Source organism: Arcobacter sp. 15-2 (genome assembly GCF_047159865.1).
Lineage (GTDB): Bacteria > Campylobacterota > Campylobacteria > Campylobacterales > Arcobacteraceae > JAIOSF01.
In genome coordinates this window covers 1,140,292-1,159,305 of record NZ_AP038804.1, presented here as the reverse complement: position 1 = coordinate 1,159,305, position 19,014 = coordinate 1,140,292, and the positions used below count along the sequence as shown (strand labels likewise).

Here is a 19,014-nt window from a genome sequence, read left to right as displayed (position 1 = left end):
GTCCCTAGTGACTTTCCTCTGTATGTTCATCGAGCATTGCTGTGATTTTTTCATATACATCTTGGGCTTCTTCATCTGTTATTTTGTTTTCTTTAATTAACAATAATATATTTTGAAGTTCTACTAAAAAAGACTCCATATCTCTAATCACCTCTTTGTCTTCATCCGAGAGCGTATTGTTTTCATATTGTGAGTGAAGCTCTTCTAAATACTCTTCAGTTTCTGGAATCATTGTTTCAGTAACCACTTTTTTAAGTTCATTTTTTATATTTGACATAGTTTGACCTTGATTTTTTTATATTATAGTATAGTTTTATTCAAATAATACTTCTATTAACACTTTATCTATCTCTTATTCTATTTGCAATACACTTCGCACTTATTTTATAAAATAAAGGAAACAGATGAATTCTGTAGTAATTGCCGTTACGGTGATGGTGATACTTTCATTAGTGAGAGTAAATATTGTTATAGCTTTAATTATTGGAGCAATAATAGGTGGATTAACTGGTGGACTTAGTCTCAATGAAACAATGGGAGCTTTTAACAAAGGTTTAGGAAATGGTGCAACTATTGCATTATCTTATGCGATGCTAGGAACATTTGCAGTTGCTATTTCAAAATCTGGAATTACTGATCTTCTGTCAAATATGATTATAAAAAAGATAAGCTTAAATACCTCTGCAATGCAATTTATCTATATCAAATATATGTTATTAGCACTTGTATTATTAGCAGCTATCTCTTCACAAAACTTAGTACCTGTTCATATTGCATTTATACCGATTTTAATTCCACCACTCCTCCACTCAATAGCTCAGTTACAACTAGATAGAAGAGTTGTTGCTTGTGTCATCACATTTGGTTTGGTAGGAACTTATATGCTTTTACCTGTAGGGTTTGGTGGGATTTTCTTAAATGATATTTTACTTAAAAACTTAGTTGATAACGGAGTAAAAGCGACATCTTCACAACTTCCACTTGCAATGTCTATCCCTGTATTTGGAATGTTCTTAGGTTTACTAACAGCTATCTTATTTACTTATAGAAAAAAAAGAGTTTATGATGTAAGTAAGATTTTGGAAGTTGAATCTGAAAAAAAAGATATCAAACCTTTTTATATTTTTATTGCATTACTTTCTATTGTAACGGCACTTGGTTTGCAGTTATATACAAACTCTATTATTTTGGGGTCTTTAGCTGGTTTTATCATCTTTATTGTAGCAGGAGTAATAAGAGCAAATGAAACACAGGATTTCTTTACTAGAGGTCTTAAGATGATGGGTATGATTGGTTTTATCATGATTGCTGCAAATGGTTTTGCAAGTGTTATAAATAGTACAGGAGGAGTTGAAACTTTAGTTTCTTCTGTTGTAGATGTTATTGGAGATAATAAATCTCTAGCAGTATTACTTATGTTGATAGTTGGATTGTTCATCACTATGGGAATTGGTTCATCTTTTTCGACTATTCCAATCATAGCAGCTATTTATGCACCGTTATGTATGCAGTTAGATTTTTCGGTGATGGCTACCATTACACTTATAGGAACAGCTGCAGCCTTAGGTGATGCAGGAAGTCCTGCTTCTGATTCGACACTTGGACCTACATCTGGGCTAAATGTAGATGGTCAACATGATCATATTTGGGATTCTGTTGTTCCTACATTTATCCACTACAATATTCCATTGATTCTTTTTGGATGGATTTCGGCTGTTTATATTTTTTAATATAAACAGTTCTAATAGGTTTAGTACTAACTAATACCTATTCTTCATCAAGTGCTAATATCTCTTTAATCTCATCTTCATTATCAATGATAGAAATATTTGTATTTGCTACTATGATATCTAGTCCATTTGATTGTAGGTCCAAAAACTCTTCTGGAGTTAACATCATCTCTTCATCAGCTTCTATTGAAGATGAACAGTAAGGCATACTTCCAAAGTCGTAAAATTCATTTTCTTTTACTTTTATTTTTGTTATACCCTTTGCATTTGTAACTAATTCCCACTCATCAGGTATCTGATAAGTTTCTTCCATTTGTATTTTTATAAATTGTGCCATGTTGTATTCTCCGAAATAAATTTTAGGGAATAGTACAGTATTTTTTATAAATTTTCTTGATATTTTTTAATACCAATTATTATAATCTCATTATTAGCTTTATCTATCTTATACGGGATAACATAACCTTTGAAAATCATATCTCTAATCTCCTCATTATCAAAGTAAAATGATTTTCGAAATTTATAAGGCATATGTACTAAATTTTCTATTTTTTCTTTTAATTCAGTTTTAAACTGATTGGCTCTAGTTTTACTATCGAGTGATATATAGTCCCAGATATTATTAAAACTATTTACAAACTTAGGTTCATAAATAATATTCACTATGATACTTTGGTATGTTTATCTATACTTTCCCATACATCTTTATGAGATAGTGTTGTAGTTGTACCATTTTCAATATTTGATAAAGACTCTTGAAAATATAGTTTATTTTCTTGAAAACCACTATTTGTTTGCTCTACTAAAGTATTGAATTCTTCAATTGGTAAAATTACAGATATTCTTTCTCCATTGTCGTTAGTGACATACTCGGGATGTAAATTCATTGACATTGTCATGATAGATCTCCTTGTGTTGATTATAAATTATTATATCTAAATTTATTTGATATTCTGAACTTAGTTTATCTCTACTATAGTTGCCATTAGAGTTTTATACGCAATATAATACATCTTATCAGAGGAAATAAAAGGTATTGAGGAATTTGAAAAAGAATATAGGGACTTACTTCAAAAATATTTAAGAAGGACAAGAAATATTATCAAAAACAGATACTGAATAATTTTATATACAACAAAACATTGGCTGTCTATAGACAATCATCTAACTTTTTTTATAAAACCTTACAGATAAATTACACTTTGCAATATTTATCAAAACAATAAACACATTCTGATATAATCTTTTCCATGACACCATTTAAAGTACATACAGAATATTCTCCAGCAGGAGACCAACCCCAAGCGATAGAAAAACTAACTGCAAGTATAGTTAGTGGAAACAAATACAATACCCTACTTGGAGTGACAGGTTCAGGTAAAACATACACTATGGCAAAAGTGATAGAAGCTACGCAAATGCCTACACTTATCATGACTCACAATAAAACTTTGGCAGCGCAGATATACTCAGAATTTCGTGGTTTTTTTCCTGATAATCATGTGGAGTATTTCATCTCATACTATGACTACTACCAACCAGAAGCGTACATACCACGAAGTGACCTCTTTATTGAAAAAGATAGTTCTATAAATAGTGAACTAGAAAGATTGCGTTTGAGCACTACCACTTCTCTTTTGAGTTTTGAAGATATCATTTGTGTCGCTTCCGTTTCTGCTAACTATGGGTTAGGAAATCCAGTCGAGTACAAAAAAAATGTACAAAAAGTAGAACAAGGACAAGAGTATTCTCAAAGAGCAATGCTTTTAAAACTTGTCGAGATGGGATACAAAAGAAACGATAAGTTTTTTGACCGTGGAGAGTTTCGAGTAAATGGTGATGTATTAGATATATTCCCTGCATATTCTGAAGATGAATTTATCAGACTTGAGTTCTTTGGTGATGAGATAGAATCTATAACCAAACTAGAATATATGACAAATCATAGAAATCAAGAACTCAAAGAAGTAACCATATATAGTGTAAATCCATTTGTGGTATCTCAAGATAGACTCGCAAAAGCAGTTGAATCTATAGAAAAAGAGTTAGCCGAACGGTTAGAATACTACCAAAAAGAGGAAAAACATGTCGAGTACCAACGACTCAAACAAAGAGTTGAATTCGATTTAGAGATGATAGAAGCTACTGGCATGTGTAAAGGGATTGAAAACTATGCTCGACTACTTACTGATAAGAAAGAGGGAGAAACACCCTATTCTCTTATAGATTATTTTGAAGCGATGAATAAGCCATATCTACTCATCGTTGATGAATCACATGTAAGTCTTTCTCAGTTTAGAGGAATGCATGCAGCTGATAGAAGTAGAAAAGAGGTTTTAGTTGATTATGGTTTTAGATTACCATCTGCTTTAGATAATAGACCACTCAAATTTGATGAATACATCAATAAAAAAGCAAACTTTTTATTTGTAAGTGCTACACCAAATGACTTAGAATTAGATATGTCTTCAGAAGTTGCAGAACAAATCATACGACCTACAGGACTTCTTGATCCAGTAATTGAGATGATGGATAGTGAGTTCCAAGTTGAAAAACTGCACGATGAGATAAAAAAAGTTGTACAGAGAAATGAAAGAGTTTTAGTTACTGTTCTTACCAAAAAAATGGCAGAAGAGTTAGCAAACTATTATAGTGACTTAGGTATCAAAGTAAAATACCTTCATAGTGAGATAGATGCCATCGAGCGAAACCAAATCATAAGACAACTACGACTTGGAAAATTTGATGTACTTATTGGTATCAACTTACTTAGAGAAGGTCTTGATATCCCTGAAGCTTCGCTAGTAGCTATTTTAGATGCAGACAAAGAGGGATTTTTAAGAAGTAAAACAAGTTTAATACAAACTATGGGACGAGCTGCTAGAAATAGTAACGGTAAAGTAATTTTATTTGCAAAAAAAATAACAGATAGTATGCAATTTGCTATAGACACTACAAATGCAAGAAGAAAAATACAAGAAGAGCACAATAAAAAACATGGTATCACTCCAAAAACAACCATTAGAAAACTTGACGAAGACCTAAAAATGGAAGAGTATGACGATGTAGCATTAAAAATGGACAAGCTCAATAAAATGCCTGCATCTGAGCGTAAAAAAATGTTAGCAGAACTCAACAAACAGATGAATCAAGCAGCAAAAGACCTCAACTTTGAAGAGGCAATTCGTCTTAGAGATGAGATAGATAAGATAAAAAAGCTCTAAACTCTTTTTTATCTGTTCTTCAAAACCAACCTACTCATAAACTATATATTTCACCATAAAATATTGTTACTTAAATTCTCAGAGTCAATCTCAAACCTATTATTTAAAAGCTATTGAAAAAATATCATATCATTATTATACGGTAAGACTAAGATATTTTTAGTTTTATAATAAAGGAGAAATTATGGATATTGGAATTCAAGCTGCCTTTGCAGCATTACCTATATTTGTGGCGGCAGTTTTATTGATAGGTTTGAGATTACCTGCAAAAAAAGCGATGCCGATTGTGTTTTTAGTTACAGCAGGTGTAGCTATATATGTTTGGGAGGTTACTTTTAATAGAGTTTTAGCTTCTTCGATACAAGGTTTATTGATTACTGTGGCAGTTTTATGGATTATATTTGGAGCAATTTTACTTCTTAATACCCTAAAACATTCAGGTGCAATGGCATCTATTAGAAAAGGATTTGATAATATAAGTCCCGATAGAAGAGTTCAAGTTATCATTATTGCGTGGTTATTTGGTTCATTTATTGAGGGCGCTTCTGGATTTGGAACACCTGCAGCGATTGCAGCTCCACTTATGGTAGCAATTGGATTCCCTGCTATGGCAGCTGTTATGATTGGTATGATGATTCAATCTACACCTGTATCTTTTGGTGCTGTTGGTACTCCTATTTTAATAGGTGTAAATAAAGGTTTAGATTCTGAAGGTATTGGAGCTACACTAAGTGCTCTTGGTTCAAATTGGGATACATATTTACAAATTATCACTTCAGAAGTAGCGATTGTTCATGCTATTACTGGTACATTGATTCCTTTATTTATGATTATGATGATGACTCGGTTTTTTGGTAAAAACAAATCATGGTTTGAAGGTTTATCAATTCTTCCATTTGCTCTTTTTGGTGGTGTTGCATTTACTATTCCTTATGCTTTAACTGGTGTATTTTTAGGAGCAGAGTTTCCATCATTAATAGGTGCACTTGTTGGTCTTCCTATTGTTACTTTTGCAGCAAAAAAAGGTTTCTTAATCCCTAAAAACACTTGGGACTTTGCGCCAAAAGAAGAATGGCCTACTATTTGGGTAAGTAAATTTGAGATGAAACTTGACTCAATGAGTGCAAAAGTACCAATGTCTTTAACAAAAGCTTGGATTCCGTATGTATTAGTTGCAGTTATATTAGTACTTACTAGAGTTTCTGATGAAGCAAAAGCATTTGTAAAATCATGGGTTATTCCATTTAAAGATATATTAGGAGAAGGGTTAGGATATACAATTACTCCACTTTATTTACCAGGTGGTATTTTAGTGTTTGTTGTTTTACTTACTTACTTTTTACATAAAATGGAATTTAAAGAACTTAAAGAAGCGTTTAGTGAGTCTTCAAAAGTTATGCTAGGAGCTGGTTTTGTTTTAGTATTTACGATTCCATTAGTAAGAATTCTTATTAACTCTGGTGTAAATGAATCTGGTTTTGACTCTATGCCTGTTGCTATGGCAAACTTTGTTGCGACATCTGTGGGTGATATCTATCCATTATTTGCACCAATGATTGGAGCATTAGGAGCATTTATTGCTGGGTCTAATACTGTATCAAATATGATGTTGTCTCAGTTTCAATTTGGTGTTGCCGATGCATTAGGATTATCTACAGCATTTATGATTGCACTTCAAGCTGTTGGTGCTGCTGCTGGTAATATGATTGATATTCATAATGTTGTAGCTGCATCTGCTACTGTTGGTCTTCTTGATCAAGAGGGTGAGACACTAAGAAGAACTATTATTCCTACTATTTATTATTGTCTTATGGCTGGTATATTAGGTATGATTGGGATGTATGTTTTAGGACTATCTGATCCACTACTAAAATAATAAAATAAGAGGGAAACCTCTTATTTTGTTTTAGACTGCATATTCATAGCAAGAGTATGCGCACTACTCCACGCCCAGTGTAAATTGTAACCACCACAGTCACCATCGACATCAAGAACTTCCCCAATAAAATATAAATCTTTTTGATTTTTTGATTCCATTGTTTCAAGATTTATCTGTGTTAATTCAACTCCCCCTGCACAAACCTCACAAGTTTCAAACCCTTTTGTATCAGTTATAGTAAACTGAAGATTTTTAATTGTTTTGACAATATTTATAATCTCTTTTTGTGATAAAAATTTTGCATATTTGATATGACTTGGTATATTTGAATTGAGCATTATATACTTCGCTAATTTTTTATTCATGATACCATCAAGCCATAAATTTAACTCTTTATCTTTTAGGTGTTCAAGGCGTTTTGTAAGCATATTTACTAAAGTATCAAAACTAAAATCAGGCATTGTGTCAACACTCATTTTAACTGTTTTTTGCGTTTGTAATTGTTTTGATATTTTTCTACTCAGATCTAATATCAAAGATCCAGATACTCCGTATTTTGTAAATAAGAAATCCCCTCTTTGATTATCAATCATTGCTTCAATCTTAACACCACTTACCACTTCTAGGTGCTTATTATTACTAACTAACTGAACTAAAGAAGCAACAGGTTTTATGAGTTTGTGTCTAAATTGTTTTGCAAACTGGTATCCACTTTCGCTACTACCTAATTTTGGCATAGCAATACTACCAGTTGCAATAATAAGTTTATCAAAATGTAAATTTTTATTTAATGTAAATTTTTTATTTTGGTATTTTATATCTGTTATCTCATGATTGAGTTCAATCTTTACACCACTTTTTAACGCTTCATATTCTAGTATATCAACAATACTTGAAGAGGTTAATGATAAAGGATAAGCTCGACCACTCGCAACAACCTTGAATTCGATACCAAGCTTATTGAAAAGTGTTTTACAATCTTCATAACTAAAATTTGTGATATTCTTTTCTATTAAAGATATATTTGAATTTGAATAAAAGTTTTTTAATGAAATATTGTAATTTGTAACATTACATCTGCCATTTCCTGTTGCTAAAAGTTTTTTTCCTACCTTATTGTTTTTCTCAAATATAGTGACATGAAAACCTTTTTGAGACAGAAGAATTGAAGATAAAAGACCAGATGCCCCTGCACCTAGTATTGCGATATTTGTATTTTTGTTCATTAAACCTATTCTATTGTAAAATTTGTTGTGAACTCTTTGTCATTATCTATTACTTTAAAAGTCCAAGTTCCTTGTGTTCTACCTTGTATATATCTATAATCATATATTGAACCATGGTACGCAGGAATTATCATCTCTCTTGTTCGAGTAACTATCCCATCTGGTTCAATCCATTCAACAGTAATGTTTTTTGCAAAAGAGACTCTTTCATGTGAATATTTACAAATAATTGAATTCTCATCTTCAAGAATTAAACAATCAACTTTTTTAGAATCTGCATGAAGCAGTGTCAAAAATAATGAACAACAAAAAAACAAATATTTTAATTTCATAACTTTCCCTTTAATTTTTAATCAACTATCTACTGTTCTCACGAATAACATATACATTTACTAAATCCAAATATTATCTATGAGTCGTGTAGTACCAATTTTTACAGCTACTAATATTATACTATTTTTCAACTCTATTGTTTCTATAGTTTGAAATTTTCTATTAACAATACTTACATACTCTATTTCAATTTTTTCAGAAGAGAGTGCAGTTTTCATATTTTCTATAATCGTACTACAATTCAATTCTAAATTTACCACTAATTTTGATGCTAAGTTTAAAGATTGTGAAACTTTTAAAGCTTCCGCTTTCTCATCATGGCTAAGATATACATTTCTACTACTCAATGCCAAACCATCTGATTCTCGAACAATTTCACAAGGGACAATAGTAACATCCATATAAAAGTTTTCTACCATTTGCATTACAAGAGATAGTTGCTGAGCATCTTTTTTACCAAAATAAGCATTTGTAGGATTTACTATGTTAAACAATTTTAAAACTATTTGTAACACTCCATCAAAATGTCCCGGACGCTTTTCACCCTCTAAAATAAAACTATTTATTTTGGGTGCTTTTATTAAAACTTCATCTTGACTATACATCGTGTTAATATTTGGCATAAAAAGATAATCAACTTCACAAAGAGCACAGATCTTTTTATCTGATTCATCTTTTCGTGGATACTTATCTAAATCTTCATTTGCCAAGAACTGTGTAGGATTTACAAATATAGATACAACTACAACCTCATTTTCTTTTCTTGCTTTTTTGATGAGGGAGATATGTCCCTCATGCAATGAACCCATTGTTGGCACTAAGCCAATTGTTTTATTTTCTTGTTGAAGTTGTAGTTTTAACTCTTGTATATTATTAATTATTTTCATGTATTATTATCGACTTTATATTTATAAATTTTATGCTTTTATATCTAACAATGTATCATGCATAGCATTTTGTGTTGAGATAACCTCTGCATTTGCAGTATATGCTATTGGTATCTCAATTTGTTTTACCATCTCTTTTACTAAATCAAAATCATTATTTACTATGTTTTCTTTTTCATTTATATTAGAAAGAGGAGTGTTACTTGCAATTGTGGATGCACTTTTATCTAAGTTTTTTTCAAGTTGTATCATCGAATTAACATTATTATTTATTTGCATTTTCTTCCCCTTTTAATTGAAGTAGTATTTTATTTAAATTCGATTGTGAAGCTATCGCATTATCAGCACCACTTGTATTTGAAGGAGCTGAAGCTGCTTTTTGCAACATATCTAACTTAAAAGCAGCAGCTTTAGGATCATCTGGCATAGAAGTTTCCAATCGCACACTCCCACCAACAGCATACATTTTGCCATCTGGTCCTTGTTGATACGAATATGATATAGGTACTGTAGTATGTCCTATACTAGCATGAACCTGTTCATGTGTTCTAATTTCAGCATCTTTGTTTTTAAATTTTTCTAAAACTCGTGCAAAATCATCATCGTCATACTTGTTTATTGAAGCTTCAATATAATCTTGTTTTTTTATAGATTCTATTTTATCTTTCTCTTCAAGTTTTTCAATCTCTGCGTGTTTGGTAGACAGTTTTGTGTATAATTGATGAAGAGAAATATTTTCAAATTGTTCTGTTATTATATCCATAAATGTCTCCTTTTATTTGATTATACAATAATAATAGTTACAAATCAAAATTTCTATTTTCTTTCTAAAAAAAATCTCAATTGCATAACTTAATTTTAATCGATAATTAGATATAATTCTGCTTATTTAAAGCTTAAGGATTAATATGACATCAACATTATTAATAATACAATTTGTTTTAGCAATTTTAATTACAATTGCTATTTTATTACAGAAGAGTTCAAGTATGGGACTTGGGGCATACAGTGGTAGCAACGATTCTATGTTTGGAGCAAAAGGTCCTGCAAATTTTCTAACTAAAATTACATTTGGACTTGGTATATTAATAGTACTAAATACACTTTATCTTGGATATTTATACAACCAAGAATCTTCGAAAAGTGTTATTGACAATGTGGAAATCAACTCTTTAATTCCTAGTGCACCTGTTACAGATGCTATTCCAGCATCAACTGCACCTGTTGCACCTTCGTCTAACTAATTAATTAATAGAAATGAAATATTTATTTCTATTAATTATCTCAACTTCTTATATTTTTGCAAATGCTCATATATTTGTTTATCATCGTTTTGCTGATGAAAGATATAAGAGTGCAAATACAACACTAAAAGAGCTTACTAGACAGTTTGAATACTTTAAATCTAATAACTACGAAGTGGTTCCACTTTCAAAAATCTTAGACAAACTAGAAAAAAAAGAATCTATTCCTGAGAAATGGATTGCATTAACTATTGATGATGCATATAAAAGTTTTTATGATCATGGTTTAGAAGTTTTTAAAAAATACAATTATCCATTTAGTTTATATGTTTATGTAAAAGCTACAGAGAAACATTACGGTGATTATATGAGTTGGGAACAGATTAAAGAAAGTTCTAAGTATGGGGAAATTGGTTTACATTCATATTCTCATCCACGATTACAAAATTTATCACAAAAAGAGATTGTAGAAGACACAAAAAAAGCATTTGATATTTTTGTAAAAAATACAAATATCACTCCAACAACTTATGCATATCCGTATGGCGAGTTTAACGAAGAGGTTACAAATACACTCAAAACTAACTTTAACTTTCGAGCAATTCTAAATCAAAATACTGGCTCAGTAAATCAAAAAACTAATATTTACGATATACCAAGAATAGCTTTAGTTGGTGATGTAAATATCAATCACAAATTACGATACAAAACTTTTGATGCAACTTGGATAGAACCAAAACAATTTCCAAAAGATGGTGTACTAAAAAAAATAACAGTTCAAGTTGATCCTAAATATAAAAAGCTAAAACTTTACATAACTAGTGAAGGTTGGCGAGATGTTACAGTAAAAAATGGTTTAGTAGATTTAAATCTAAATATATATCTAAAACGGGCAAGAACAAGAGTAATATTGGGACCAAATGTCTTTACTATTTCTAATAAAATTATAAATAAAATTAAAACTAAAAAAGGGGAATAAAATGATTAACGAAAATTATGAAGAAACAAAAGAAAATATGGATAAGTCTTTAGAGGCTTTAAAAAGAGATTATCAAACACTAAGAACAGGTAAAGTACAACCGAGTATTTTAGATAATATCACAGTAGACTACTATGGAACACAAACAGCTTTAGCACAAGTTGCTTCTATTCTTGTACCTGACGCAACAACAATTAATATTTCACCTTGGGAAAAACACTTAGTTGGTGAGATTGAAAAAGCTATAAGTGCTGCAAATATTGGAGTAAATCCAAATAACAATGGAGAATCAGTACAACTATTTTTCCCACCAATGACACAAGATCAAAGAAAAGAGAGTGTTAAAGGTGCAAAAGTGATGACAGATAATGCAAAAGTTGCAATCAGAAACATCAGAAAAACTGCAAACGATAAAATCAAAAAGCTTTTAAAAGACAAAGAGATTACAGAAGATGATTCAAAAAGAGCACAAGATGAGATTCAAAAAATCACTGATTCTTATGTTGCAAAAGCAGATGAACTTTTCAAAGCTAAAGATATTGAAATTATGAAGATTTAATCATGAATGTAGAACAAATTTACAAAGACTCAAATGCACTTCTTGAAGGGCATTTTAAATTAAGCAGTGGTAACTTTTCAAAGTTTTATTTACAGTCAGCAAAGGTTTTAGAAGACCCAAAAACTGCAAAGTTACTTGCAGAAGCATTAGCAGAGCAGATTAAAAAATCGGGTATTAAAGTTGATGCTGTATGTTCACCTGCTTTGGGTGGACTCATTGCTGGTTTTGCACTTGCAACTGCACTTGATGTAAGATTTATTTTTGCAGAGCGCGTTGATGGAGAGATGACTATTAGAAGAGGTTTCGAAGTAACAGAAGGTGAAAATTATATCATTTGTGAAGATATTATCACAACAGGTGGATCTGCTTTAGAAGCTGCTAAACAAGTTGAAGCTGATGGTGGAAATATTGTAGCTTATGCTGCACTAGCAAACAGAGGATTTTGTTCAAGAGTTGGTAGTGATTTAAAACAAAAAGATAATTGTAAATTACCATTAGATAAGCCATTATTCGCTTTAGAAGATTTTACTTTTGAAATGTATTCGCCAGAAGAGTGTGACTTTAAGGATATAGCATACAAACCAGGAAGTAGAGGGAACTAATCCTCACTTCTATTTAAATTTTCCACCTTCCCAGTATTCATCAGACAAGCCTATTTTTTTATCTTCAGCATCTTTTCCAGTTAAGTTAATAAAACTCGCCTTCCATTTCGTATCTCCACCACCTGCTGCTCTAACTTTGTATTTATCTTTGCTATCTGGTTGCGTAGAATAGAAATATCCTGCTGCTCCTGCAATAATTAGTACTATAAGTATCGTTAAAAAGTTTGATTTTTTTTCTTGTTTTTGTGCCATATTTTATCCTTTTAATAATTGGATCAAAATAAGAGTAGAGTTTATATATAAGAATATTGCAACTCAGCCATCTTAAATTAAGACCTGTAGCTTTCCGTCCTTACCTCACGGTAAGTTTGGCTAGTGATTTTTTATTTGATAAAATCTTTTCCATCAAATTTAATAATAGCAGAACCCCATGTAGCTCCACCTCCAAATGCGTCTAAAAGCATAGTTTTCCCATTTGTTAGTCTTCCATCTTCATAACACTCATTCATTGCCATTGGAATCGATGCAGATGAAGTATTACCAAATTTTTCTACTGTTAAAACTTTTTGACTATCATTTAATTTCAATGCAGTCCCAACAGCTTTTATAATTCTGAAATTTGCTTGATGTGGAATAAACAAGTCAATATCTTCATTTGTGTAATTGTTTTTTGCCATAATTTTTTCAACATCAGAAGTTAATGTTTTCACTGCAATTTTGAAAGTTTCATTACCTTTCATGTGCATAAATTTTTCATCTGCGCTTCCAACACCAGGAATATAAAGAATATCACTCAATGCACCATCAGCACTACACTGAACATCAACTATAGATTTTTCTTTATCATCTGTAGTTGAGATAATAGCAGCACCTGCACCATCTCCGAATAACATACATATACTTCTATCAGTATAATCCATAACATTACTAGCTTTTTCTGCACCAACAATCAGTACATTTTTTTTCATACCTGATTCAACGAATGCTTTTGCAACACTTACAGCATAAACAAAACCTGTACAAGCTGCACTAATATCAAATGCCATAACATCTTTAATACCTAATTTATCAGCTATCAAACAAGCTGTTGCAGGCATTGCGCTAAAGTCTGGACTTAATGTTGCACATATTACTAAATCTATTTCACTTACATCTATACAAGCACGCTCAATAGCAACCTTAGAAGCTTTAACACCCAAATCACTTGTATTTTCATCAGGAGCAGCTATTAATCGTTCTTTAATTCCTGTTCTTTTAAAAATCCATTCATCTGTTGTATCAATTTTATCAGCAAACCATTGGTTTGTTCTAACTTCTTTAGGCAAATATGCCCCTATAGATTTAAATGAAGCATACATAATTTAATCCTTAAATTGTTTTAATTTATCTTCTATATCTTGATTTAGATTTGAATCAGCAGCCGCTATAGCTTGGAAAATAGCGTTTTGCATGGCTTTAGCATTAGATTTTCCATGTGCAATAATTACAGGAGCTTTTACCCCAATTAATGGAGCACCACCATATTCAGCATAATCAACTTTTAATTTCAATTTCTTAAAAACTTTTCTCATTAAGACTGCACCAGCAATAGAAACTAAAGATCTTCTTAAATTATCTTTGATAATTTTTCCAATAGTATCAGCTACACCTTCTGCTGTTTTCAACATAATATTACCTATAAAACCATCACAAGCAACTACATCAACTGTACCATTAAAGATATCATTTCCCTCAACATTACCTATAAAGTTTGGAAGATTTTCTAGCATTTTAAATGCTTCTTTAGAAACTTCGTTTCCTTTTGACTCTTCTTCACCGTTACTTAATAATCCTGTCATAGGATTTTCAACTGCTAAAACATCTTCAGCATACACTTGACCCATAATTGCAAATTCACATAAGTTTTTAGAATCACAATCTACATTTGCACCAACATCTAAAACTAAAGTTGTACCACTTACTGTTGGCATCAATGTAGCAATAGCAGGTCTACTTACACCTTTAATTCTTCCTATTCTAAGTGTTGCCAAACTCATAGATGCACCACTATGACCAGCACTTACATAGGCATCAGCTTCACCTGTTCTTACAAGCTCAATCGCTTGATATGCTGTGCTGTCTTTTCTTTTTAAAGCATCTGTAGCATGATCATTCATACTGATCACATCATCTGCTTGATGAATAATAACACGGTTTATAAATTTTTGAGGAATTAAAGGTAAAAGTTCTTCTTTTTTTCCAACCAAGATGGCTGTAAAGTGTCTGTCTTTTTTCAGTGCTAAAATAACACCTTCTACAATAGGTTCGCAACCATTGTCGCCACCCATTGCATCTATAGCTATTTTAAGCATTACGCTTTATATTCGCCTGTTGTAGGGTTTACATTATGAGGCATTTTCCATGTTCCATCTGTATCTTTAACTGGTCTTTTTAATGTAATCTTATAGTGTGTTCTTCTTTTTGCACTTCTTGAGTGACTCACTCGTCTTTTTGGTACTGCCATTTTATATCCTTAATATTCTATTTCGACTAATTCGTCGTTATTTTTGCAAGTATCACAAATATGATACTCAGATTTTAGTGATTCTATCTCACTATGTAATATCTCATCGAAATCCAATAAATGTTCTTCAACTTCAATAATCACAAATTCCTCTTCATCTTGTTCAGAAGAATATATACCATCACTAACTACAAATTTCACTTCTGTGTTAATAGGAATAGTAAAAGTAGTACCACATTTACAGCAGTCTACATCACACTTTCCTACTAATTTAGAATTAATTTTTGCAAGTTTTGATGATATTTTACTAAAAGTACCTAAAAACTTAACTGAATTTGAAGATATTTCAAATTCAGATTCATCTAAAGGGATCTTTCTAAATTCAATTTTCACTGATTTATTTTACAAATAAAGTTATTAACAAATATCTTTTTGTGCAAAAAAGAAGTTAATTTCGTTTGCTGCATTTTCTAAAGAATCACTTCCATGAACTGCATTTGCATCAATAGACTCAGCAAAATCAGCTCTGATAGTTCCAGCTTCTGCTTCTTTTGGGTTTGTAGCACCCATTAAATCTCTGTTTTTAGCCATTGCATCTTCACCTTCAAGTACAGTTACTACAACTGGTCCTGAGATCATGAAGTCAACTAATTCACCATAAAATGGTCTTTCGGCATGTACTGCATAAAATGCTTCTGCATCTGCTTTACTTAATTGTATTTTTTTTGTTGCAGCTATTCTTAGTCCAGCTGTTTCAAATCTGTCTAATATCTTTCCAACTACATTTTTTTCTACTGCATCTGGTTTGATGATTGATAATGTTTGTTCCATTACTTGCTCCTGTTATTTATTAAAGTGGCGCATTATAGCTTAATAATATAAAAAAGGCAAGAAAAATGAATATCTTGCCTTTTTTAACAAACCTTTAAGCTTTATTTTAATTTTAGTCTTCTACACAAGGTTCGCCATCAGCTCCCCTATTTGCATTTCTTGGTTGTTCAGGGGCAACACTTGAATCATCCCATACTATACAACCCTCAGTCGGACAGGCATCAGCACATGCTGGTGCATCATTATCCCCAACACACTCTGTACATGTTTCAGGGTTTACATAATAAATATCCTCACCTGTTGGATTTTCATCGTTATCAACGATAGACTCTGTTGGACACTCATCTAAACAAGCATCACAAGATATACAAGTATCTGTAATTAATACTGCCATTTCATTTCTCCTAATTTAATATTTTTTTACTTTATCATAGAAAAAGTAAAATGTACTTTAAAACTTTCTAAATAATCATTGATAGAAAATAATTAATTTTATTTATTTTATTTTTGTGTAATTTGAAATGCTACTTCAACAGCATCGATACAAGAACTTCTCACATTTCCTTTTTCTAGTGCAGCATATCCTGCAGCAGTTGTTCCTCCTGGACTCATAACTTCATCTTTTAAAAGAGCAGGATGTGTTGTATTTATTAATTGTCCAAAACCTTCAAATAAACCATTTGCAACTTTTAAGGCATCTGTTCTTTTCATCCCTTGTTTTACAGCTCCATCACAAAGTGCTTCATGAATGAGTGCTAAGTATGCGGGACCACTACCTGCAACTCCTGTAGCTATATCTAACTCTTTTTCACTTCCTAACCATAAAGTTGTTCCGATTGATTTAAATAACTCTTGGGCTTCCTCTTTTAAACTACTATCTCCTGTCATCGTAGTCATAGAGCATCCAACACTTGCAGCTAAGTTTGGCATAACTCTAACTGTTGCTTTAGCTTTGATATTTTGTTTCAAAGATGCTATTGTAGATCCTGCTAATACAGAATATAACTGATTTGCAACGCCTTTTAAACGCACACCAACCTCTTCTAAGTTTGCTGGCTTCACACACAAAATAATTTTTTTACCATTCATATCAAAATCTTCATAAAGTTCTTTTACTATAGTCACACCTAAGTTTTTTTCAAACTTGTCAAGTTTAGCAATATCTCTACCTACTACTTCTATATCAAAAATCTCTTTTAATCCTTGTGCAATTGATAATGCCATATTACCATTTCCTATAAATGTTATTGTTTCTTTCATTGCAATTATTCCTTTTATTTAATATAAAAAAAGGACAACCTTAAGCTGTCCTTTTTAAGTTCTACTTAATAGAGTCTGCAAACTCTTTAAATATATATTTACTCTCATGTGGTCCAGGACTAGCTTCAGGGTGATGTTGTACTGAAAATATAGGTTTATTTTTATACTTTACTCCCTCGATAGTATTATCAAATAGGTTAATATGTGTTAGTTCTGCTATGTTAGCAATTGAATCAGGTACATTATAGTTATGATTCTGAGCTGTTATCTCTACTACATTTTTACTATTTTTTACAGGGTGGTTACCACCATGTTGACCAAATTTTAATTTGTATGTATCATGACCATGAGCAATACTTAACATTTGGTGACCTAAACAAATTGCAAACATAGGAATGTTTTTTTCAATAAGTTTTTGTACTTCTATTTTCTCATTTGATAAAGTTAAAGGATCACCTGGTCCATTACTTAAAAAAATACCACCTATCTCATTTGATTCATATCTTTGGATTAAATCTTCTGCTTGAAAAGAACTTGGAACAACTTCAACTTCAAGTCCAGCTTCAACTAACTCATTCAAAATATTTCGTTTAACACCAAAATCAACTACAACAACTTTTTTATCGCTCATAACCGCTTTGTTATAAGACATAGTAGACATATTCCAAGCACCATTTTTGTGAATATAACTCTGTGTAGTTGAAACTTGTTCAATATAATTGATATCTTCAATTCTAGGACTAGAATCTAATAAAAGTTTTAACTCCTCAATATTATCAATCTCTGTTGATGCAATCATCATCATTGCACCAGAATCTCTTAACATTTTTGTTAAATATCTCGTATCAATATCACAAATACCTAAAGTACCATTCTCTTTTAAAAGTTCAGAAAAACTTTTTTCACCTCTAAAATTAGAATAGTCATCATTGTAAGCTCTTGCAAAAACACCTTTACAGTGTACTTTTGTACTTTCGTTATCATTTTCATTTACACCAACATTACCAATTTCTGGTGCTGTAAATGTTACAAATTGCCCTGCATAACTAGGATCTGTTGCTATCTCTTGATATCCTGTCATCGATGTATTAAAAACAATTTCACCAACTTCAGTACCCTCAGCTCCAAATGACTTTGCCTTTAAAAATGTACCATTTTCTAAATATATATAAATATCTTTCATCATCATTCCTTTTATATTAAACCTTTTTTGATAAGTTCTTCTTCATACAATCTTTTAAATACTAAATCGTAATCTTCAGTTCCTGGTATTAGTTTTCTTTTATATGTTTTTATTTTTTCATATGCTAAAGAATCTGCTTCATCATAACCTTTTATAAAGTTACTTATTGATTCTGCAATAAGATTTTTAACTTGATTATCATTTACTATAAAATGAATAAAATCTTCTTCATATAAGTAATCCATAATCAAATGAGCAATATTTGAAAATCTATCTTCAAAATTTAAATTCACTCCAAAATCATTTGCCATTCTTTTTTTTGTCATCCAAAAAAGTTGTCTGTAATCAGCTTTATAAAATTCGATTTCATCTTCTTGTTTTTCAAGTAGTTCATCAACTGCATCATCTAAGTTAATCTCTTTTTGGATATCGTCATTTAAAATTCTTTCACATTCTGCTGTGATAAATGATTTTTCTTTTCGTACCTCAATAAAAGTTGAATTAACAATATCTTTCGTTATTTTTCTTGCAATATAAGGGCTATGTTGTTTTTTTAGTTTCATAATTATGATTT

General features: G+C 31.1%; 26 protein-coding genes and 1 riboswitch. Of the genes, 7 read left to right on the top strand and 19 right to left on the bottom strand.

Features of this window, described 5'->3' with window-relative positions:
• Positions 1–4: 4 nt before the first annotated feature.
• Positions 5–277, bottom strand: coding sequence for a hypothetical protein (locus tag ACMCMH_RS06185; RefSeq protein ID WP_412727975.1), 273 nt, complete (start codon positions 275–277; stop codon positions 5–7).
• A 127-nt stretch (positions 278–404) separates the two neighbouring features.
• Here ACMCMH_RS06185 and ACMCMH_RS06180 point away from each other — a divergent pair, with 127 nt between their 5' ends.
• Positions 405–1,730, top strand: coding sequence for a Na+/H+ antiporter family protein (locus tag ACMCMH_RS06180; RefSeq protein WP_412727974.1), 1,326 nt, complete (start codon positions 405–407; stop codon positions 1,728–1,730).
• Between the two features lie 37 nt (positions 1,731–1,767).
• Here the strand turns inward: ACMCMH_RS06180 and ACMCMH_RS06175 are convergent, their stop codons facing one another.
• Genes ACMCMH_RS06175 through ACMCMH_RS06165 form a run of 3 tightly spaced genes read right to left on the bottom strand, consistent with a single transcriptional unit; the run spans position 1,768 to position 2,629 of the window.
• The gene (locus tag ACMCMH_RS06175; protein WP_412727973.1) at positions 1,768–2,067 is read right to left on the bottom strand and encodes a hypothetical protein; all 300 of its coding nucleotides are present in this window, start codon (positions 2,065–2,067) and stop codon (positions 1,768–1,770) included.
• 44 nt (positions 2,068–2,111) lie between these two features.
• The gene (locus ACMCMH_RS06170) at positions 2,112–2,393 is read right to left on the bottom strand and encodes a type II toxin-antitoxin system RelE/ParE family toxin (RefSeq protein WP_412727972.1); all 282 of its coding nucleotides are present in this window, start codon (positions 2,391–2,393) and stop codon (positions 2,112–2,114) included.
• A complete protein-coding gene (locus tag ACMCMH_RS06165) occupies positions 2,393–2,629 on the bottom strand; it encodes a hypothetical protein (protein ID WP_412727971.1) in 237 nt (78 codons plus the stop codon). Before ACMCMH_RS06165 ends, ACMCMH_RS06170 begins: the two co-directional genes overlap by 1 nt.
• A gap of 351 nt (positions 2,630–2,980) precedes the next feature.
• Here ACMCMH_RS06165 and uvrB point away from each other — a divergent pair, with 351 nt between their 5' ends.
• Together uvrB and ACMCMH_RS06155 are read left to right on the top strand one after the other, a co-directional pair.
• Positions 2,981–4,954, top strand: a complete 1,974-nt coding sequence (gene uvrB, locus ACMCMH_RS06160) for an excinuclease ABC subunit UvrB (RefSeq protein ID WP_412727970.1) — start codon at positions 2,981–2,983, stop codon at positions 4,952–4,954.
• Between the two features lie 184 nt (positions 4,955–5,138).
• Complete coding sequence (locus tag ACMCMH_RS06155) at positions 5,139–6,830, top strand: L-lactate permease (protein ID WP_412727969.1); 1,692 nt, start codon at positions 5,139–5,141, stop codon at positions 6,828–6,830.
• A 20-nt stretch (positions 6,831–6,850) separates the two neighbouring features.
• Here ACMCMH_RS06155 and ACMCMH_RS06150 read toward each other — a convergent pair whose 3' ends face one another.
• Genes ACMCMH_RS06150 through ACMCMH_RS06130 form a run of 5 tightly spaced genes read right to left on the bottom strand, consistent with a single transcriptional unit; the run spans position 6,851 to position 10,042 of the window.
• A complete protein-coding gene (locus ACMCMH_RS06150) occupies positions 6,851–8,059 on the bottom strand; it encodes an NAD(P)/FAD-dependent oxidoreductase (protein ID WP_412727968.1) in 1,209 nt (402 codons plus the stop codon).
• 5 nt (positions 8,060–8,064) lie between these two features.
• Complete coding sequence (locus ACMCMH_RS06145; RefSeq protein ID WP_412727967.1) at positions 8,065–8,391, bottom strand: hypothetical protein; 327 nt, start codon at positions 8,389–8,391, stop codon at positions 8,065–8,067.
• Between the two features lie 60 nt (positions 8,392–8,451).
• Positions 8,452–9,279 (bottom strand): pantoate--beta-alanine ligase, encoded by an 828-nt coding sequence (panC, locus tag ACMCMH_RS06140; protein ID WP_412727966.1) that lies wholly within the window; start codon positions 9,277–9,279, stop codon positions 8,452–8,454.
• Positions 9,280–9,309: 30 nt separating this feature from the next.
• On the bottom strand, positions 9,310–9,558 hold the full coding sequence (locus ACMCMH_RS06135) for a flagellar basal body rod C-terminal domain-containing protein (RefSeq protein ID WP_412727965.1): 249 nt from the start codon (positions 9,556–9,558) through the stop codon (positions 9,310–9,312).
• Positions 9,545–10,042: a putative metalloprotease CJM1_0395 family protein gene (locus ACMCMH_RS06130; RefSeq protein ID WP_412727964.1), complete on the bottom strand. Its 498-nt coding sequence runs from the start codon at positions 10,040–10,042 to the stop codon at positions 9,545–9,547. The genes ACMCMH_RS06135 and ACMCMH_RS06130 overlap by 14 nt, the downstream gene beginning before the upstream one ends.
• Before the next feature lie 145 nt (positions 10,043–10,187).
• Between ACMCMH_RS06130 and secG the strand changes: the two genes are divergently transcribed.
• The 4 genes from secG to pyrE are packed head-to-tail and all read left to right on the top strand — an operon-like array spanning position 10,188 to position 12,663.
• Positions 10,188–10,523 carry a preprotein translocase subunit SecG gene (secG, locus tag ACMCMH_RS06125; RefSeq protein ID WP_412727963.1) on the top strand — a complete coding sequence of 112 codons (336 nt, stop codon included), beginning with the start codon at positions 10,188–10,190 and terminating at the stop codon, positions 10,521–10,523.
• A 13-nt stretch (positions 10,524–10,536) separates the two neighbouring features.
• Positions 10,537–11,502, top strand: a complete 966-nt coding sequence (locus ACMCMH_RS06120) for a polysaccharide deacetylase family protein (RefSeq protein ID WP_412727962.1) — start codon at positions 10,537–10,539, stop codon at positions 11,500–11,502.
• Between the two features lies 1 nt (position 11,503).
• A complete protein-coding gene (frr, locus tag ACMCMH_RS06115) occupies positions 11,504–12,061 on the top strand; it encodes a ribosome recycling factor (protein WP_412727961.1) in 558 nt (185 codons plus the stop codon).
• Between the two features lie 2 nt (positions 12,062–12,063).
• Positions 12,064–12,663 (top strand): orotate phosphoribosyltransferase, encoded by a 600-nt coding sequence (pyrE, locus tag ACMCMH_RS06110; RefSeq protein WP_412727960.1) that lies wholly within the window; start codon positions 12,064–12,066, stop codon positions 12,661–12,663.
• A 9-nt stretch (positions 12,664–12,672) separates the two neighbouring features.
• On the opposite strand, the gene ACMCMH_RS06105 is transcribed toward pyrE, so the two are convergent.
• The 10 genes from ACMCMH_RS06105 to ACMCMH_RS06060 form a co-directional block, all read right to left on the bottom strand.
• Complete coding sequence (locus ACMCMH_RS06105) at positions 12,673–12,915, bottom strand: hypothetical protein (protein ID WP_412727959.1); 243 nt, start codon at positions 12,913–12,915, stop codon at positions 12,673–12,675.
• A 54-nt stretch (positions 12,916–12,969) separates the two neighbouring features.
• Positions 12,970–13,046: riboswitch (cyclic di-GMP riboswitch) on the bottom strand.
• Positions 13,047–14,024 (bottom strand): beta-ketoacyl-ACP synthase III, encoded by a 978-nt coding sequence (locus tag ACMCMH_RS06100; RefSeq protein ID WP_412728005.1) that lies wholly within the window; start codon positions 14,022–14,024, stop codon positions 13,047–13,049.
• Positions 14,025–15,014 carry a phosphate acyltransferase PlsX gene (gene plsX / locus ACMCMH_RS06095; protein WP_412727958.1) on the bottom strand — a complete coding sequence of 330 codons (990 nt, stop codon included), beginning with the start codon at positions 15,012–15,014 and terminating at the stop codon, positions 14,025–14,027.
• The gene (gene rpmF / locus ACMCMH_RS06090) at positions 15,014–15,166 is read right to left on the bottom strand and encodes a 50S ribosomal protein L32 (RefSeq protein WP_412727957.1); all 153 of its coding nucleotides are present in this window, start codon (positions 15,164–15,166) and stop codon (positions 15,014–15,016) included. The genes plsX and rpmF overlap by 1 nt, the downstream gene beginning before the upstream one ends.
• Positions 15,167–15,175: 9 nt before the next feature.
• Positions 15,176–15,559: a hypothetical protein gene (locus ACMCMH_RS06085; RefSeq protein ID WP_412727956.1), complete on the bottom strand. Its 384-nt coding sequence runs from the start codon at positions 15,557–15,559 to the stop codon at positions 15,176–15,178.
• A gap of 24 nt (positions 15,560–15,583) precedes the next feature.
• Positions 15,584–15,997 (bottom strand): nucleoside-diphosphate kinase, encoded by a 414-nt coding sequence (gene ndk, locus ACMCMH_RS06080; RefSeq protein WP_412727955.1) that lies wholly within the window; start codon positions 15,995–15,997, stop codon positions 15,584–15,586.
• Positions 15,998–16,109: 112 nt separating this feature from the next.
• The gene (locus ACMCMH_RS06075; RefSeq protein WP_412727954.1) at positions 16,110–16,391 is read right to left on the bottom strand and encodes a 4Fe-4S dicluster domain-containing protein; all 282 of its coding nucleotides are present in this window, start codon (positions 16,389–16,391) and stop codon (positions 16,110–16,112) included.
• A gap of 107 nt (positions 16,392–16,498) precedes the next feature.
• Positions 16,499–17,257 carry a pyrroline-5-carboxylate reductase gene (locus ACMCMH_RS06070; RefSeq protein ID WP_412727953.1) on the bottom strand — a complete coding sequence of 253 codons (759 nt, stop codon included), beginning with the start codon at positions 17,255–17,257 and terminating at the stop codon, positions 16,499–16,501.
• A gap of 61 nt (positions 17,258–17,318) precedes the next feature.
• On the bottom strand, positions 17,319–18,440 hold the full coding sequence (carA, locus tag ACMCMH_RS06065; RefSeq protein WP_412727952.1) for a glutamine-hydrolyzing carbamoyl-phosphate synthase small subunit: 1,122 nt from the start codon (positions 18,438–18,440) through the stop codon (positions 17,319–17,321).
• 11 nt (positions 18,441–18,451) lie between these two features.
• Positions 18,452–19,003 carry a DUF507 family protein gene (locus tag ACMCMH_RS06060; RefSeq protein WP_412727951.1) on the bottom strand — a complete coding sequence of 184 codons (552 nt, stop codon included), beginning with the start codon at positions 19,001–19,003 and terminating at the stop codon, positions 18,452–18,454.
• Between the last annotated feature and the right edge of the window lie 11 nt (positions 19,004–19,014).